This is a genomic window from Halomonas sp. MCCC 1A11062 (genome assembly GCF_021404355.1).
Classification (GTDB): domain Bacteria; phylum Pseudomonadota; class Gammaproteobacteria; order Pseudomonadales; family Halomonadaceae; genus Halomonas; species Halomonas aerodenitrificans.
The window spans coordinates 46,221-62,364 of the sequence record NZ_JABFTW010000007.1 but is presented as its reverse complement, the minus strand read 5'-3'; the positions used below and the strand labels follow the sequence as shown (position 1 = coordinate 62,364).

Below are 16,144 nucleotides of genomic sequence, written 5' to 3'. Positions count from 1 at the left end.
GGGTGCCGTAGTCGTTCATGCAGGTCACGCTACCAGGGCAGCACGGCACCGTCGGTACGCGGCTCGGTGCCGCCGCACAGCACGCCGGATGTCGGGTCGCGCAGGATGATCTGGCCACGACCGAAGCTGATCGTGTCGGCAAGCTTGACGATGTGGTGGCCGCGCCGCGCCAGGGCTTGTGCCAGGTGGTCGGGGAAATGCGGTTCCACCTCGACGGTCTTGCCCTTGGTCCACTTCCAGCGCGGCATATCCAGGGCCGCCTGAGGATTGAGCCGGTCCTCGAGCATTGCGGTGATCACCTGCACGTGGCCCTGGGGCTGCATGTAGCCGCCCATCACCCCGAACGGCCCCACTGCCTGACCATCCCGGGTGATGAAGCCGGGGATGATGGTGTGATAGGTACGCTTGCCCGGTGCCAGGGCGTTGGCGTGGTCGGCATTGAGAGAGAAGGAGGCGCCGCGATTCTGCAGGCTGATGCCGGTACCCGGGATCACGATGCCCGAGCCGAAGCCGTGGAAGTTGCTCTGGATGAACGACACCATGTTGCCCTCGCCATCGGCGGTGGCCAGATAGACGGTACCGCCCATGATCGGGTTGCCGTGGACCGGGTCGACGGCTTTCTCCCCGATCAGTCCGGCGCGCTGTGCCAGGTAATCGCCGGCGAGCATCTGCTCGACGCTCGGCTTCATGGCGTCGCGCTCGGTGATGTAGTTCAGTCCATCCACATAGGCCAGCTTGGTGGCCTCGATACGCCGATGCAGCGTCTCTACCGGGTCGCGCCCCTCCGCCCCCATCTGCTCGAGCATGCCGAGGGCTTGCAGCGCGATCATGCCGGAGCCGTTGGGGGGAATTTCCCAGATGTCGTGGCCGCGGTAGCGCGTGGAAATGGGTTCGACCCATTCCGGCTGGAAGGCGGCCAGGTCCGCCTTGCGCAGCAGTCCGCCGTGTTCGCGGAAGAAGGCATCGATCTTGTCGGCCAGCTCGCCCTCGTAGAAGGCGCGGCCCTTGGTCTCGGCGATGGCGCGCAGCGAGCTGGCGTGGCCTGTCGACGACCAGCGCTCGCCGGGCCTGGGCGCGCGACCCTCGATTGCAAAGGTATCGAACCACGGCTTGAAGGCGGCATCGTCATAGGCCGAGTAGGTGTGGAAGGACTCGTCCCACATCTGGTGGGCCACCGGGGTGACCGCATAGCCCTGCTCGGCCAGTGCCACTGCGGGGGCGAGCAGGTCGGCGAAGGGCAGCTTGCCGAAGCGCTCGGAGAGGGCCGCCCATGCCGCCGGCGCGCCGGGCACGGTGACCGGCAGCAGGCCGTGAAGAGGCATGTTGGCATGACCCAGTGCCTTCATGGTCTCGATGGTGGCGGCCTGGGGGGCCGGCCCGCTGGCATTCAAGCCGTGCAGCTTGCCGTCGATCCAGACGATGGCGAAGGCGTCGCTGCCGATGCCGTTGGAGGTTGGCTCGACCACGCTCAGCGCTGCGGCGCTGGCGATGGCGGCATCCACGGCATTGCCCCCCTTCTGAAGGATCTGCATGCCCACCTGGGCGGCCACCGGCTGGGAGGTGGCGACCATGCCGCGGGTGCCGAAGGCGGCCATGCGTCGTGAAGGGCTGGGGTAGTAAAGCGCATCGTGTTGCATAAGGGATCCTTGAGGGGCTTGTTGATGGCAGGCGGCGGGCGTCTCAGCCCAGGAACAGGCCACCATAAACCAGAGCGCCGAGTACCACGAAGGCCGGGTGGGTACGAAAACGCAGCAAGGCGACCGCGGCCACCGCACCGATCAGCAGCGTGTGGAGCAGACCGGCGTTATTGATGCCCTCACTGAAGAAGCTCCAGGTCAGCCAGGCCATCATCATGGCAATGACGGGGCGTACCCACTGGCTCATGCACTGAACCCGCGGCGAGTTGCGGTGGCGATGAAGCAACCCCAGCGCACACAGCATCAGCAAAAGCGAGGGGGCCACTGTCGCCAGCACCGCCACCATGGCGCCGCTGATACCGGCGACGTCATAGCCCACGTAGCCGGCCATCTTGGTGGCGATGGGGCTGGGCAAGGCGTTGCCCAGCGCCAGGGTCTCGGCAAATTGTTGTGCGTTCATCCAGCCGTAGCGACCCACCACCTCGGCTTCGATCAGAGGGATGATGGCCGGCCCACCGCCATAACCGATGATGTTGGGAATGAAGAAGGCGAGGAACAGCTCCCCATAGATCATGATGCACCCGCCTTGCGAGGCATGGGCCTCAGTAGCGCCGCCGCCAGGATGCCGCCGATCACCAGGCCGGGATGCACGCCTAGCAGGTAGATCAGCACGCCGGCCGCCGCCGCCATCGCGAGACTGACCAGCCAGCCGAGCACCAACTGCGACTTGTCGAGGAAGTCCCAGGCCAATTGACCCATCATCACCATCACCACCGGTACCACCGCTTGGCCCATACCGCGGATCCAGGCGACGTCGCGGTAGCGGCTGAATACCGTGAGCAGAGCAATCATGGCCACGATCATGGGTATGATGACGGCACCCACGGCAACGATGCAGCCGAGCGTGCCGGCGACCCGGTAGCCGATATAGCCGGGCATCTTGGTGGCGATGGGGCCGGGTAGGGTATTGCCGATAGCCAGGATGTCAGCGAACTCCTCGTCGCTGAGCCAGGCATGGCGTTTGACTACCTCTTCCCGTACCAGGGGTATCATGGAGGGGCCGCCGCCGAAGCCAAGCAGGCCGATGCGTGTGAAGGCCCAGAACAAGGTGCCAAGGGGCGCTTTGCTGGGCGCCTTCATGCGGCTACCTCATGTACATCGGTAATGGGAGCGATGATTGATTTAGTGTTCATCTGTCTTCTTAATGATAAAAAATCGATTGTTTGGGCTAGAATATAGGTTGAGCCCGAAAGCCGCGTCAACCTTCGTTGCCCAAACGAGCTGAGGAGGGAGCATGGGGATACCCAAACGCCAGGTGTCGTCGACAGCATCCAGCCGCATCTACGACACCCTGCGACAAGACCTGATCAACGGTCGTTTTACTGCCGGCGAAAAGGTCGCTATCAGCGCGCTCAAGGAGCGCTATGAGATCGGGCTGAGTCCGCTACGTGAGGCGCTGAATCGCCTGGCGGCTCACGGTTTGCTGATCCAGGAGAACCAGCGCGGTTTCCGCGTGCCCAGCATGGAGCGCAGCGAGCTCGACGATATCGCCGAGATGCGTCGCGAACTCGAAGGCATGGCACTGGAGCGTGCCATCCGTTTGGGCGATGCCGAATGGGAGTCCGAGTTGCTGGCCGCTGCGCACCGCTTGAAGCGGGCCGACATGGCGCCGGACAAGGTCGAGGAGTGGGAGCATTTCCATGCCTGTTTCCACCGCACCCTGGTGGCACCCTGCGGCTCGGCTTGGTTATTGCGCTTCATTGCGCAGCTGCATGATCAGTTCGACCGCTATCGGCGCATGGCACCGGAGGCACCCGAGGTGCGTCGTGTGCTGGACGCTCAGCATGGCGAGTTGGTGGAGCTGGCGTTGGAGCGTGATATCAAATCGGCTCGAGCGCTGATGGACGACCACATTCAGCGTTCGTATCAGGTGGCTCTGCAAGGTGTGTTGTCACCGGCCTGATTCGTAGCAAGCAGGTCTCGCGTGCCGTGCAGCCATGCTTGCAGTCTCTTCCGCGGTCAGCGAGAAACCGATGGCGGCACAGGTTGCCAACGAATCGGTATTGGCTCGCCTGGCCGCCTGTCGCCGCTCATGAGGCCGTAACGCCACTGGCTCGGCTCGGCTGGCTGCTGCCGGCCGCACTGTCCTGAGCCAGCTCGAGATCCTCTTCCACCCACAGCTGGCAGGCGAGCCGGTAGCCCTGTTCCAGGCGCTCTCCCAGCATCTTCTTCTCCTTCCAGTTGGGCTCGGGCAATGCTTCACCTCCCTTGAGCACCTTGCACATGCACTTGGCGCACTTGCCCATACCGCAGCCGTAGCTCAGGTGGGGGTAGGGAAACTGGCGGATGCCGGCGCGCACCACCAGGTTGGTGTTGGGCTGGACTTCGCCTTCGAAGACCTCGCCGTTCTTGTGGATCGTGATCAGGGGCATGAGGGTCACCTAGTCGTTATCGTCAGATTGCGCATCGCGCTTCCATGTCGCTCTTCCATGTCTCTCGGGCGTAACGCGCGATGCCTGTCGTCTGCATTGCCTTTTGGCATATGGTATACCATGTGCCAGTTGTGAGGTTTCGTCAACCCTACATTGCGCTATTTTTTGCGGCCCAAAAAAAACTCACCCGGCGTCGTGGACGCCGGGTGAGATGGCAATTGAGATGGCTACTGCCTGGACAGGCTCCTTGGGCGCTATATCAGCAGGAACACGGCAAGCAGCGAGGCCACGACGACACCCGAGATCACCGGGATGAAGTTGCGTCGCACCAAGGCGGCAGGGCTGACGCCAGCGATACCGGCATCGGCGGCCACGCCGAAGGCCCAGGCTGCCAGCGTGCCACCACCGGCGAAGATCGCCGCCACCTGGCCGAGGGCCGCCAGGACGTGAATGTCGACATTAGCCGCGGTACCCAGCGCGCCGGACAGCGAACCCACCAGCGGCAGGCCGGAGAAACCCGAGCCGTCCATGCCGGAGAGCAGGCCGATGAAGGCCATGCCGAAGGTCAGCAGGAAGACGTTGCCATCGATGTAGTGGCCGATGTTGTGGCCGATATCGAACAGGAAGCCTGACGCGCCGGCGCCGATTACCTCGGCGGAGTGCCCGGGGTGGCCGAGGAAGAAGAAGCCGGCGATGGGGATGATGGGGGCGAAGATCTTGATGGCGAAGAAGAAGCCTTCGCGGGTATAGGTGCTGATGCCATCCAGGGCATGGTGTCCGTGGGAGGCGAACGATGAAAGCACCAGCAGGATCGTTGCCGTGCCGCCCAGCAGCGCCGTGGCACCGCCGCCGCGAATCGCCTGGTCGGGCATGAACACGGCGCGATAGATCATCAGCCCCGCGATGCCGAGCAGGATGACGGGAACGGCGATGGCGAAGATGCGCGCGTAGGGGCCGGCCTCGGGCTCATCCTCTTCCTTGACGGTATCGGTCTGCACCGCGGCGGCACCTGCCGAGCGCGGAGTGAATACCTCGTCGGACTGGGGGGCTTCCAGAACGCCCGAGCGCATGTCGCGACGCAGGGCAAGGCAGGCCATGGTGATGGCAACACCGCCCACGACCAGGGAGAACAGCAGGGTATAGGGCACCAGGACGGTGGTATCGATGCCGGCGGCGCCGGCGGTCAGGCGGCTAGCCCCCTGGATGACCGGATCGGCGGAAAGCGCCATGCCGTGGCCGAACAGGTTGACCGCCATGGCGGCACCGATGGCCGGCAAGCCGACCTGCATGGCCACCGGAATCAGCACCGTGCCGACGAGTGCCACGGCCGGGGTCGGCCAGAAGAAGGCGGCGGCAACGTACATGGTGATGCCGACCACGAAGAAGGCGGTCCAGGGGCCGATCATCAGCTTCTTCATCGGCGCCACCATCATCCTGTCGGCGCCCTGGCTCTGTAGCGACTTGAGCATGGCAACCATCAGCGCGATGACCAGCATGATGTCGAAGAGCTCGGTGCCGGCATTGAGCAGGGCACGGAAGACCACCTGTACGGCGAAGATCAATTGATTCAACCCGCCCTCATGGGGGGCGTCGGCCAGCAGGCCGAGCATGAAGATACCGGCGATGGAGGGTACGATGACCCCCTTGCGAAAACCGATGGAAACGAAGATCGCCAGGATCACCAGCAGGAAGACCCAGTGCGAGGCGGTGAGTTGTATTTGCTCGAGTTGTTCCATTTTGCACCTGTCGTGTCGTCAGACTTGGCGATGGCGGCTCCGGTAGTGTCGAGAGAGCCATCGTCTACTTGTATTTGTCGGTTCTTGCACAGTCACGGTTGCGTGTTGCCTTGCATGTCACGAAAGCGGTGCTGACGTCTTTCGCACATGGGGGCTGCTCAGCTCAGGGGTCGTCGCATCGTTTTCTCCTGTCTTCGAGTATGGCTATCCATGAAGATTCGGTGGCCGGGTGCTCTAGCCCAGCAGTAAGCCTCCGTAGGCCAATGCTCCCACCACCACCAGGGCGGGATGCGCCTTGAAACGGAACAGCGCGATGGCCGCTAGCGCTGCAATGATCGCGGTATGCACGAGCCCGGCGCCGGCCATGCCTTCACTGAAGAAACTCAGTACCATGCCGGCCATCATGATGGCGATGACGGGGCGCACCCACTGGCTCATGCGCTTGACCCGCGGTGAGTCGCGGTAGCGATAGAGCAGGCCCAGAGCGCCCAGCATCAGCAGCAGAGTAGGTACCACCGTCGCCAGCACGGCGACCACGGCACCGCCGGCACCGGCCACTTCATAACCCACGTAGCCCGCCATCTTGGTGGCGATCGGGCTCGGCAGGGCGTTACCCAAACCCAGCACCTCGGCGAACTCCTGGGCGTTCATCCAGCCGTAGCGGCCCACCACTTCCGCTTCGATCAACGGGATGATGGCGGGGCCGCCGCCATAGCCGACGATGTTGGGAATGAAGAAGGCCAAAAAGAGTTGTACGTAGATCATTGCGCCGCCTCCTCGACCGACTTGCGTTTCGTGAGGGGAGGCAACATGGCGGCGACCAGCAGGGCGCCGATCACCAGGCCGGGATGGACGCCCAGCCAGTAGATCAATGCGCCGGCCACGGCGGCCATGGCCAGGCTGACGGCCCAGCCCAGCGCCAGGCGCGACTTGTTAAGAAAGTCCCAGGCAAGCTGGCCCATCATCACCATCACCACCGGTACCATTCCTTGGCTCATGCCGTGGATCCAAGCCACGTCACGATGGCGGCTGAACAGACCTAGCAGCAGGATCATGGCCACGATCATCGGCAGAATCACCGCAACCACGGCATTGATGCAGCCGAGCGTTCCGCCGACCCGGAAGCCGATATAGCCCGGCATCTTGGTGGCGATCGGCCCCGGCAGCGTATTGGCGATGGCCAGCACGTCAGCGAACTCCTCGTCCTTCATCCAGGCGTGCCGCTTGACTACCTCTTGGTGTACCAAAGGTATCATCGAGGGGCCGCCACCGAAGCCCAGCAGGCCGATGCGAAGGAAGGAGAAGAACAGCTTTCCCTGTTGCGATGCCGTCATGTCAGCGGATTTCCTCAAAAGGGGTCGGCCATATTTCCATTGAAAAACAACTTGTTGTGACTATGTCCGTTGTATTTTTTCTGGAAATAATCGATTATTTGACTCAGATTAGATTGAAGCCTGGCGATTCGTCAAGTCAGGTATACCAAATTCCAAAAAAGAATGGAGCCACGCCATGACCGAAACCCTCAAGCAAGGCAGTGCCACTGCCGCCAGCAGGATCTACGAGACGCTGCGTCAGGATCTGCTCAACGGTCGCTATCGTGCAGGCGAGCGGCTGTCGATCACGCTACTGCGGGAAACCTACGACGTGGGCCTTAGCCCACTGCGCGAGGCGCTGAACCGTCTGGCTGCCTACGGTCTGCTGCGCCAGGAGAACCAGCGCGGCTTTCGGGTCCTGGAACTGACCCGGGAGGAGCTGGCCGACATCACCGAAATGCGTCGCCAACTGGAGGGCATGGCGCTCGAACTTGCCATACGCCATGGCGACGAGGAGTGGGAGTCCCAGCTGCTGGCGGCCAATCACCGCCTGGCCCGGGCCGGCGAGCATACCCCGGTGGTGGAGTGGGAGAGCCTGCATTCGCGTTTCCACAGTGCCCTGGTGGCGCCGTGCGGTTCGGCCTGGCTACTGCGCTTCATTTCGCAGCTGCACGACCAGTTCGACCGCTATCGGCGGGTGGCGCCGCGCGCCCAGGAGCTGCGCCATCAGCTCGACTCCCAGCACCAGGAGCTGGTCGATCTGGCGCTGACGCGGGATGCCCGCCGAGCCAGGGCACTGATCGAGGAGCACATCACGCTTTCCAGTGAGGTGGCCAAGCGCAGCTGTCGCTAACGCCGCGGACGGTCGCTCAAAGGCTTTGCATGAATCGCCGGATTCGGCTAGTGTTGGCATATGGTATACCAAGTGTCTGTGTGGCACTCTTACCCTCATGACAACAGGCTGCCTGCCGTCGAGGCTCCAGCGCGCAGGCACCGAAGGAGAGCGGGATGGAAAGTCAGTTGGCAGGTCAGACGGCAGATCAGATGAAAAGCTACGTACTGACGGAAATGACCTGGCCCGAGGTCGAGGAGGCGCTCAAGAGCGTCAAGATGGCCATCGTGCCGGTCGGGGCGCACGAGCAGCACGGGCCGCACATGAACGAGAGCTGCGATGCGGTGCTGGCCACCGAGATGGCCAAGCGGCTCGCCGCAGTGCTGTATCCGCAGGTTCTCGTCACGCCCACCGTGAACATGGGCGTTTCCCCGCACCACCTGAACTTCCCCGGCACCATCAGTCTGCGCCCGGAAACCCTGCTGGCCGTACTGCGCGACATGGTCGTCTCGCTCAAGCGCCACGGCATCGACAAGGTGCTGTTTCTCAACAGCCACGGCGGCAACCAGGGCACCCTGGGCCTGGCCTGCGCCAGCTTCGCCCAGGAGCTGGAGGTCGACTGCTATTACGCCAAGACCACGGCTTCCGCCAAGCAGGCCATGAAGGAGCACATCGGCTCGACGCTGTTCGGCCACAGCTGCGAGCGCGAGGTTTCAGAGGCGTACTACCTCGCCCCGCACCTGGTGCGTCCCGAGCGCCTGGAGAAGGGCGACATCGTGCATGGTGGGCGCTGGGAGCGGATGCGTCCGGGCAACCCCATCCAGGGTTTCTACCGCTATGAGGAGATGACCCGCAACGGCTGCATCGGCGATGCCACCCAGGCCAGCCTCGAGATCGGCAAGGCCATCGTCGAGGAGGCCCTGGCCGAGCTGTCGGCGGCGCTGCGCCCGCTACTGGCCGAGCCTGCCGACGTGCCGCCGGCACGGGCGGAGAGGGAGCTCGCCACCTGAAGTCCGCTAGTCGGCAAGGCTGCGGCAGGCGCTGGAGCATGCCGAACGCAAGACCATGACAAGCACAAGACCACGATAGAGAGGCACCGACATGTACATCATCCTGACGAGCAAGCTGGGCGAATACGATGCCAGGCCGGGGCAGGGCATCTCCCCGGTCGAAGCCTACGAGTACTTCTTCTACGGCAAGAAGAAGGCCGACTTCACCATCGCCGAAGTCGACGGCGATCAGGGTCGTGTCAGCATCGTCGAAACCGGCGAAGGCGGCACGACCAACAGCGTGCCGCTGAAATTCTTCGAGCGCTTCGATACGGTCGAGGCGGCCCGCGACGAGCTCAAGCAACTGGTGACCTTCGGCAATATCGATACGCGGCTGGAAAGGGTGACGCCCTAGCTCGAACGTGACATCAGGCCAGCCATGACGCCCGTACCGTTCGGTGCGGGCGTTGATGTTTGCCTCGGCTCCCTGGCCCCTCGTGCACCAGATACCGTTGCATTGTCCAGATATGGTAAAATGCGCCATTCGCCACCCCCGTTCCAAGACAGCCGAAGGTAGCCAATGATGGCCGAGACCTGGACCCAGGAAGACCTTTCACCGATCCGCGACAAGGTGTACGCCCACCTCAAGGACGCCATTCTGCGCGGTGAGTACAAGGCGGGGGATCGGCTGGTCGAAAGGGTGCTGGCGGAAAAGCTCAACATCAGCCGCACTCCCATTCGTGAGGCGCTGTTTCGCCTCGAGACCCAGCGCTTCGTGCGCACGGTGCCGCGCAAGGGGGTGGTGGTCAACGAGATCACCCAGTCCGAGATCCTCGAAGTCTTCATGATCCTGGCATCGCTGGAGTCGCTGGCGGCACGCCTGGCTGCCCAGAAGGTCAACGACGAGATCGTGGCCGAGATCGACCAGCTCATGGCCGAGATCGAGGAGGCCTTGAGCAACGGCGGCGGCGACGAGGTCGAACTCAACGTCAAGTACAACGAGCTGATCGGGCGTGCCTCCGGCAATCCCAAGCTTCACGAGATGCTGGTCGACCTCAAGGATTACGTGCGTGCCTTCTCCAATCTGAGCAGCGCCCTGCCGGGGCGTACCAAGGAGGCGCTGCGCGAGCACCAGGACGTGCTGAGCGCGATTCGCAGCGGCGAAGAGGATCTGGCCGAGAGCTTCACCCGCATCCACCTCGAGAAGTCGCGCAAGGCCTACATGAGCCACTCCCAGGTCTGAGCGGTTGGGCAACAGTATGACAACGCAAACCGGGCGCCCTCGAGCGCCCGGTTTGCGTTTTCCTCATCACACGCCTTCGACAAGCCGAATGTCTCTGATGGCGCCATCGCCGAGTGCATCAAGCGCAGCACCATAAGCTTCGCCATCGTGGGTTGCTCGGGCACTTTCCAAATCGGGAAACTCGATGATGATGGTGCGGTCTTGCTGACCATCCTCATAGGCGAAGGCTGCCACATCTCTAGCCAGGAAGATGCCGCCGCCCGCGGCGATAGCTGGGACAGCAAGCTTTATGTAGTTGGCGTACTTCGTCGAATCCGTTATCTCACGGTAGCAGGAGACCCAATATGCTTTGCTCACCTTTAAACTCCTTGCCCATGCTTCGCAGCCACTAGCCGATAACCAGCGGCGAGGAGAGATTCTTCAGCGCCCGGGCAACGCTCATGGCGACGATATAGCCGGTCTTGGGGTTGCTGGGGGAAGGGGTGTTGCGCACCTCGATGCGCACTTCGCCAAAAAGTCCCTTGGCCGACACCTCGTGCACGTTCTTGTCGATGGTGGGGTCGACCAGCACGCGAACCTGCGTCGCCTCGAAGCCCACCCCCGCCAGGCTCAGCGCCGCCGAGACGTTGACGCTCTCCGGAAACACTCGGGACGATTCGCGGGCGTTGCCCTCGAAGATCACCGTCGGCTGCGTGATCGCATCGAGACTCACCACTTCCTCGGCAAAGGTACCGCGCCACGCCTTGACCGGCTTGCGGGTAGTCAGCGTGACACGCTCCAGCGGCCCCTGGGCGGCGGCGGCGATGCGGTCGAGGCCGGCAATGGCCGCTGAAGGCACCAGCACCCGCTGGCCATTCCGCTCGGCGCTGGACATCACGCGGTCGAACAGCGCCTGGTCGCAGAAGGCACCCACCGAGACCACCATGAAATCGCAGCCGTGGGCGAGCGAGGTCTCGGCATAGCGCGCCACAGCCGCGTGGCCCGCCGTTTCCACTACCACATCGGGAGTGCAGGCGAAGAAGGCCTCCTCGCTGTCGGTGAAGTGACAGCCTTCCGGGGCAACGTCGGCATACTTGGCCATGTCGCGTACCAGCACGGCGACCAAGCGGCTGCTGCCTGCCTGGCCGCCGAGGATGGCCTCGGCGACGTCCTTGCCGGCGGTGCCATAACCGATGAGGCCGACCCGTGTCGTCTTCTCGCTGCTGGTCATGGCGCTGCTCATGCCTCCGCCTTGGGCTGAATCTGCCGTGCGCCGGCGGTGCCGCCCTTGGGGGTCTCCTCCCAGGAGACCTTGACGTCGCCCTTGAGGAAGGTCTGGCAGGCCAGACGATAGCCCTGCTCGAGCTCCTCGGCCGAGAGCAGCTTCTCTTCCTTCTTCTTCACCGCGTCGGTGTTCTCGCGGCCCTCCTCGACCAGGCACTTGCAGGTGCCGCACAGGCCGCCGCCACACTTGAACGGAATGCCGCCCTTCTCGCGCAGCGAGATGCGCAGCAGGTTGGAGTCCTCAGGAGCGCTGATGACCTTGCCGCCGTTGGTGATGAAAGTGATATCCGGCATGTCGATTACCTCGCTAGATCCGGTGAAGCGTCAGGCGACGCTGCCTTCGAGCTCATGGGTGAAGTTGAAGCTGTCGGCGTAGATCCGCTCGACGTCGAGGCCGCGCTGGGCAAAGCTCGTCTTGGCGGCGGCGATCATCGGCGGCGGGCCGCACAGGTAGGCATCGAAGGAGCTCAGGTCGTCGAAGTCTTGGCACACGGCCTCGTGCACGAAGCCGCGGCGGCCGCCCCACTCGGGATCGGGGTCCGAGAGCACCGGCACGTAGCGGAAGTCGGGCAGCGTTCTGGCCCAGTCGTTGAGCTGCTCGTCGAGATAGAGATCCTCGGCGCGACGCACGCCCCAGTAGAGCGTGATGCTCGGCCGGTTCGGCTCGTCCAGCAGCGATTCGATGATGCTCTTGAGCGGCGCCAGGCCGGTGCCGCCGCCCACCATCAGCAGGTCGCGGGGGCTCTCGGCGTCGTGACGGAAGTTGCCCAGCGGCAGCTCCACGTCGAGGGTGTCGCCGGCCTGGTAGTGCGTTTCCAGGCGGCCGGTAAAATGGCCGCCTGGCACGCGACGGATGTGAAAGTCGAACAGTTCGCCGCGGTGGGGCGAGGCCATCGAGAAGCTGCGCGGGCTGCCGTCGTCCAGCATCACGTTGAGATACTGGCCGGGATGGAAGACCACCTCGCTGGCGCTGGGAATACGCAGCACCAGGTGAGTCACGTCATGGCTCAACTTTTCCAGCCGCTCGATGGTAGCGACGTGGAAATCGGCCGGAATGTGGCCCGCCGGCAGCAGCTTGGCGCTGATGGTCAGGTCGCTCTGGGCGCAGGCCTGACAGGCCAGGGCGTAGCCCGCCTCGGCTTCCTCCTCGGTCAGGCCGAAGGGGAACTCGTCATACTCGACGGTGCCCTCGATCAGCTTGACGCGGCAGGCGCCGCAGCCACCGAAGCGGCAATCATGAGCCAGAGGGAAACCGGCTCGCTCAGCGGCCTCGAGCAGCGGCTCTCCCGGCTGGGCCTCGAAGCTTTCTGGCGTGTCGGCTGAAGTGTTGGCTGAAGTGTTGGAGAGGGTAATACGGTAGCTCATGGCAGCCTCCTCGAGCGCACCCGCCTAAGGCCGGGGCCTTGTCGTCGTCAGCGGGTGTCGGTGCTCGGCCGGTCGTCTGGGGCGTCGGCAGGCGCGCAAGCCGCCTGCCGAAGTCGCTCGCTTATTTCTTGATATCGGCCTCGACCACGACCTCATGGCCGGATTCGCGCAGGTGGTCCTGCAGGGCCTGCAGCGCGGCCAGGCCGGCCTGGGTGTCCTGCTCGCCGTTGCCGCCGCTCAGACCGACCCCGCCGATCACCTCGCCGTCGACCACGATGGGAAAGCCGCCGACGAACACGGCGAACTTGCCCTCGAAGCTCCACTGGATGCCGAAGGCCTCGTTGCCGGGCAGGGCGGGGCCGTTGGGGGCGGTATTGAAAAGGTGGGTGGAACGCTTGTGGCCGGCGGCGGTGAAGGCCTTGTTCCAGGCGATCTGCGGGCCGGTGACGCGGGCGCCGTTCATGCGCTCCAGGGCCAGCGGATAGCCGCCGTCATCCACCACGCAGATGGTTTCCAGCACGCCGATCTCCTCGGAGCGCTTCTTGGCGGCTTCCACCATCAGCTTGGCTTCTTCCAGTTCCAGTCGGAATACCTGTTTCATGAGTCACCTATATCGTCAGGTTGTCGTTGTGTGTGGCGCGCTCAGCGGCCGAGATAGACGGTCTTGGTCTGAGTGAAGAAATCCAGCCCGGCGCGTCCCGACTCGCGGAAAGTCGAGGTGCTCGATTGCTTCAGCCCGCCGAAGGGGGCGTTGACCAGGTTGCCGGTGGTGGTGCGGTTGATCTTCACCGTGCCGGCCTGGATATCGAGCGGGAAGCGCTGGATGTACTCGAAGTTCTTCGTCACCAGGGCGGCGGCGAGGCCGTAGGGCGTGTCGTTGGCCTTGGCGATGGCATCCTCGTAGCCGTCGATCTCGATCACTGCGACCACCGGGCCGAAGATCTCCTCACGGGCGATGCGCATCTCCTGGGTCACGTCGCTGAAGATCGCCGGCGCCACGTAGAAGCCCTTGGCGTAGTCACCCTCGGTGAGGTGCTCGCCACCATGCACGTGAGTGGCTTCCTTCTTGCCCGCCTCGACATAGCCGAGCACGGTGTCGAGCTGCTGGCGGGTTGCCAGCGGGCCGATCTGGGTGCCCTCGGTCATGCCGTTGCCGATCTTCAGCGTCTTGACCTTCTCCACCAGTTGCGTCAGGTACTCCTGCTTGCGGCTGCGAGCGATCAGCACGCGGCTGGTGCCGGTGCAGGCCTGGCCGGTGAGCGAGAAGCCGCCCTTAACAGTCAGGTCCACGGCGGTGTCGATGTCGGCGTCTTCCAGCACGATCAGCGGGTTCTTGCCGCCGAGTTCCATCTGGGTGCGGGTAGCCATGGCCGCGGCGCGGTGAATGCGCTCGCCGGCGGCGGTGGAGCCGGTGAAGGAGATTGCCTTGACGATGGGGTTGGCGGTGATCTCCTCGCCGATGGCCGAAGCGGCGCCGGTGATGAAATTGAACACGCCTGCCGGCACGCCGGCGTGATGCAGCGCTTCGGCCAGTCGATAGCCGATCAGCGGAGCATCGGAAGAGGGCTTGAACACCACGGTGTTGCCGGTGATCAGGGCCGGGGCGATCTTGCGCGCCGGAATCGAGATCGGGAAGTTCCACGGCGTGATGATGGTGGCCACTCCGAGCGGCTCGCGCTGGGTGTAGACCGTCATCTTGGCGTCGTCCTGGGGGAAGGTCTCGCCGGTGATGGTCTGACCTTCCACGGCGTAGAAGCGCAGGGTTTGGGCCGAGCGAGTCACCTCGTCGCGGCTGTTGGCCAGCAGCTTGCCCTCTTCGCGGGTCAGCTCCTCGGCGAACTGCTCGACGTTCTCCATCAGGTAGTCAGCGGCGCGGTTGAGAATCTTGGCGCGCTGCGAGATGGGCGTCTCACGCCAGGCGGCGAATGCACGGTCGGCGGCATCGATGGCGCGGCGCGCATCGTCGACGCTGGAAGCCTGGAACTGCCCTAGCAGGTCGTCCTGGTCGGCAGGATTGCGGTTCTCGAAGGTCTCCCCCGAGGCGCTGGCGACCCACTGGCCGTCGATATAGTTGAGAAACTGGGTTGCGTTATCCAAGACGCTTACCTCTTGTCGTCACTGGCTGTCGTCGCTGTCATCTTCGCGATTGGCGGCCATCTGCCGGTCCGATGCCGACAGATGGCTTTGGCTGCATCCCCTGGCGGGGCCGAGGCTGTCAGGCCGCCATGTCGAGCTCGGAGAGGGGCAGCTCGTCGGCGACGTAGTCGTAGTACAGCGCGGTGGTATAAAGCAGACGCATCTGGGCGCCGATCTCGCAGATCTTCAGGCAGCGCTGCTGCAGCTCGACGGTATCGGCGTGCTCCAGCACGATCTGGTAGCCGCGCTCGCCGTGGATCTCGTCGGAGACGATATGCAGATCGAAGAACTCGACCTCCTCGTCGGTGAAGCCGTACTTCTCGCGCAGGGTCGGGGTCTGCCTGCGGTAGATCGAGGGCACCTGGGATTCCAGGCCGACCACCAGCGCCGCCACTGCCACCACCGGGTGCTCGCGCATGGCCACGGCATAGCACCAGCTCTGCAGGCCGCGAGTGGTGGGCGACATGTTGTCGGGGTTCTCGACGCGCTCGCGGGTGGTGCCGCAGGCCTCGGCGAAGCGAATCAGCAGGTCGGTATGACGATCGCCGCCGAGCTCTTCCTCGTACATGTTCTGCAGCAGGAAGTCCTTGGCCTCTTTGAAGTTTTCCGGGGTGTTTGCATAGATGTAGGCCAGGTAATCAGCGAACGGACCCACGTAGTGATAGTGGTTCTCTGCCCACTTGGCCAGGTGCTCGCGGGACAGCTTGCCGCTGGCCCAGGCCACGCTGAACGGTGCCTTGTTGGCGCTCTTGCCCTTGATGGCTTCTTCCAGAGCGGTGCGGAATTCGTCGCGATTCATCAACTGTGCCATGGGGAGGACTCCTGATGGGTTACCCGTGCGCCGCCTGTTGCGACAGGCCGCGCTCTTGTTGTTTGGCGTCATGGTTCCGGCAGTGACCGGTTCTCTTGGATGGCTCTTGGTATACCAAAAGCCATGAATGCAGCCTAGATTGCCGCCGATATCTCTGTCAAGGCTTTTTCTGACCTGGATCAATTTTTCTCTTTCAGCCAGGTTTTACGCTGTGACAAGAGCCATGAGGTTCACGTATCTTACTGAAAATAAAAAGATCGCGTGGGGGGTGTGGAGCGGCTGGTTCGAGCTGGCAAGGCAGGCAGGTCTCGATTTGCTTACGGTATACCATGAGGGTTGGTATACCAAGGTCGCAAGGGGATAGTCGTCGCTGGACCGACCTCGCCC

At 63.7% G+C, this 16,144-nt stretch carries 19 protein-coding genes; 5 read left to right on the top strand and 14 right to left on the bottom strand.

The annotated features are described in order from the left end of the window. Window positions 1-29: 29 nt before the first annotated feature. Genes HOP58_RS09525 through HOP58_RS09515 form a run of 3 tightly spaced genes read right to left on the bottom strand, consistent with a single transcriptional unit; the run spans window position 30 to window position 2,777 of the window. Entirely contained in the window at window positions 30-1,637 is a 1,608-nt protein-coding gene (locus HOP58_RS09525; protein ID WP_234260169.1) for a gamma-glutamyltransferase family protein, read from the bottom strand. Window positions 1,638-1,680: 43 nt separating this feature from the next. Then, entirely contained in the window at window positions 1,681-2,211 is a 531-nt protein-coding gene (locus HOP58_RS09520) for a chromate transporter (RefSeq protein ID WP_234252428.1), read from the bottom strand. Beyond that, complete coding sequence (locus HOP58_RS09515; protein WP_234252430.1) at window positions 2,208-2,777, bottom strand: chromate transporter; 570 nt, start codon at window positions 2,775-2,777, stop codon at window positions 2,208-2,210. The genes HOP58_RS09520 and HOP58_RS09515 overlap by 4 nt, the downstream gene beginning before the upstream one ends. 154 nt (window positions 2,778-2,931) lie before the next feature. On the opposite strand from HOP58_RS09515, the gene HOP58_RS09510 reads away from it, so the two are divergent. Next, window positions 2,932-3,600, top strand: coding sequence for an FCD domain-containing protein (locus tag HOP58_RS09510; protein ID WP_234252431.1), 669 nt, complete (start codon window positions 2,932-2,934; stop codon window positions 3,598-3,600). Window positions 3,601-3,727: 127 nt separating this feature from the next. Here the strand turns inward: HOP58_RS09510 and HOP58_RS09505 are convergent, their stop codons facing one another. The 4 genes from HOP58_RS09505 to HOP58_RS09490 all read right to left on the bottom strand — a co-directional run bounded on the left by HOP58_RS09505 (window position 3,728) and on the right by HOP58_RS09490 (window position 7,139). Further along, window positions 3,728-4,069 carry a 2Fe-2S iron-sulfur cluster-binding protein gene (locus tag HOP58_RS09505; RefSeq protein WP_234260168.1) on the bottom strand — a complete coding sequence of 114 codons (342 nt, stop codon included), beginning with the start codon at window positions 4,067-4,069 and terminating at the stop codon, window positions 3,728-3,730. A 254-nt stretch (window positions 4,070-4,323) separates the two neighbouring features. Next, window positions 4,324-5,805, bottom strand: a complete 1,482-nt coding sequence (locus tag HOP58_RS09500) for a hypothetical protein (RefSeq protein WP_234252432.1) — start codon at window positions 5,803-5,805, stop codon at window positions 4,324-4,326. Window positions 5,806-6,039: 234 nt separating this feature from the next. Beyond that, on the bottom strand, window positions 6,040-6,570 hold the full coding sequence (locus HOP58_RS09495; protein ID WP_234252433.1) for a chromate transporter: 531 nt from the start codon (window positions 6,568-6,570) through the stop codon (window positions 6,040-6,042). Next, complete coding sequence (locus tag HOP58_RS09490) at window positions 6,567-7,139, bottom strand: chromate transporter (RefSeq protein ID WP_010630083.1); 573 nt, start codon at window positions 7,137-7,139, stop codon at window positions 6,567-6,569. Before HOP58_RS09490 ends, HOP58_RS09495 begins: the two co-directional genes overlap by 4 nt. 175 nt (window positions 7,140-7,314) lie before the next feature. On the opposite strand from HOP58_RS09490, the gene HOP58_RS09485 reads away from it, so the two are divergent. The 4 genes from HOP58_RS09485 (at window position 7,315) to HOP58_RS09470 (ending at window position 10,182) form a co-directional block, all read left to right on the top strand. Further along, window positions 7,315-7,971 carry an FCD domain-containing protein gene (locus tag HOP58_RS09485; protein WP_010630082.1) on the top strand — a complete coding sequence of 219 codons (657 nt, stop codon included), beginning with the start codon at window positions 7,315-7,317 and terminating at the stop codon, window positions 7,969-7,971. Between the two features lie 191 nt (window positions 7,972-8,162). After that, window positions 8,163-8,960 carry a creatininase family protein gene (locus HOP58_RS09480; protein WP_191224150.1) on the top strand — a complete coding sequence of 266 codons (798 nt, stop codon included), beginning with the start codon at window positions 8,163-8,165 and terminating at the stop codon, window positions 8,958-8,960. A gap of 91 nt (window positions 8,961-9,051) precedes the next feature. Then, window positions 9,052-9,354, top strand: a complete 303-nt coding sequence (locus HOP58_RS09475; RefSeq protein WP_010630080.1) for a hypothetical protein — start codon at window positions 9,052-9,054, stop codon at window positions 9,352-9,354. Window positions 9,355-9,522: 168 nt separating this feature from the next. Then, on the top strand, window positions 9,523-10,182 hold the full coding sequence (locus HOP58_RS09470) for a GntR family transcriptional regulator (protein ID WP_191224151.1): 660 nt from the start codon (window positions 9,523-9,525) through the stop codon (window positions 10,180-10,182). A gap of 66 nt (window positions 10,183-10,248) precedes the next feature. On the opposite strand, the gene HOP58_RS09465 is transcribed toward HOP58_RS09470, so the two are convergent. From HOP58_RS09465 to HOP58_RS09435, 7 genes are all read right to left on the bottom strand, one after another. Next, the gene (locus HOP58_RS09465; protein WP_010630078.1) at window positions 10,249-10,539 is read right to left on the bottom strand and encodes a DUF1330 domain-containing protein; all 291 of its coding nucleotides are present in this window, start codon (window positions 10,537-10,539) and stop codon (window positions 10,249-10,251) included. Window positions 10,540-10,570: 31 nt separating this feature from the next. After that, window positions 10,571-11,404 carry an aspartate dehydrogenase gene (nadX, locus tag HOP58_RS09460; RefSeq protein ID WP_202949121.1) on the bottom strand — a complete coding sequence of 278 codons (834 nt, stop codon included), beginning with the start codon at window positions 11,402-11,404 and terminating at the stop codon, window positions 10,571-10,573. Further along, window positions 11,401-11,739, bottom strand: coding sequence for a 2Fe-2S iron-sulfur cluster binding domain-containing protein (locus HOP58_RS09455; RefSeq protein WP_234260167.1), 339 nt, complete (start codon window positions 11,737-11,739; stop codon window positions 11,401-11,403). The genes nadX and HOP58_RS09455 overlap by 4 nt, the downstream gene beginning before the upstream one ends. Window positions 11,740-11,769: 30 nt before the next feature. Further along, window positions 11,770-12,810: a 2Fe-2S iron-sulfur cluster-binding protein gene (locus tag HOP58_RS09450; protein ID WP_234260166.1), complete on the bottom strand. Its 1,041-nt coding sequence runs from the start codon at window positions 12,808-12,810 to the stop codon at window positions 11,770-11,772. Window positions 12,811-12,931: 121 nt separating this feature from the next. Further along, on the bottom strand, window positions 12,932-13,411 hold the full coding sequence (locus tag HOP58_RS09445) for a heme-binding protein (protein ID WP_010630074.1): 480 nt from the start codon (window positions 13,409-13,411) through the stop codon (window positions 12,932-12,934). Window positions 13,412-13,452: 41 nt separating this feature from the next. Continuing rightward, window positions 13,453-14,907, bottom strand: a complete 1,455-nt coding sequence (locus HOP58_RS09440; RefSeq protein WP_234252441.1) for an aldehyde dehydrogenase family protein — start codon at window positions 14,905-14,907, stop codon at window positions 13,453-13,455. Between the two features lie 118 nt (window positions 14,908-15,025). Beyond that, a complete protein-coding gene (locus tag HOP58_RS09435; protein ID WP_234260165.1) occupies window positions 15,026-15,757 on the bottom strand; it encodes an iron-containing redox enzyme family protein in 732 nt (243 codons plus the stop codon). Between the last annotated feature and the right edge of the window lie 387 nt (window positions 15,758-16,144).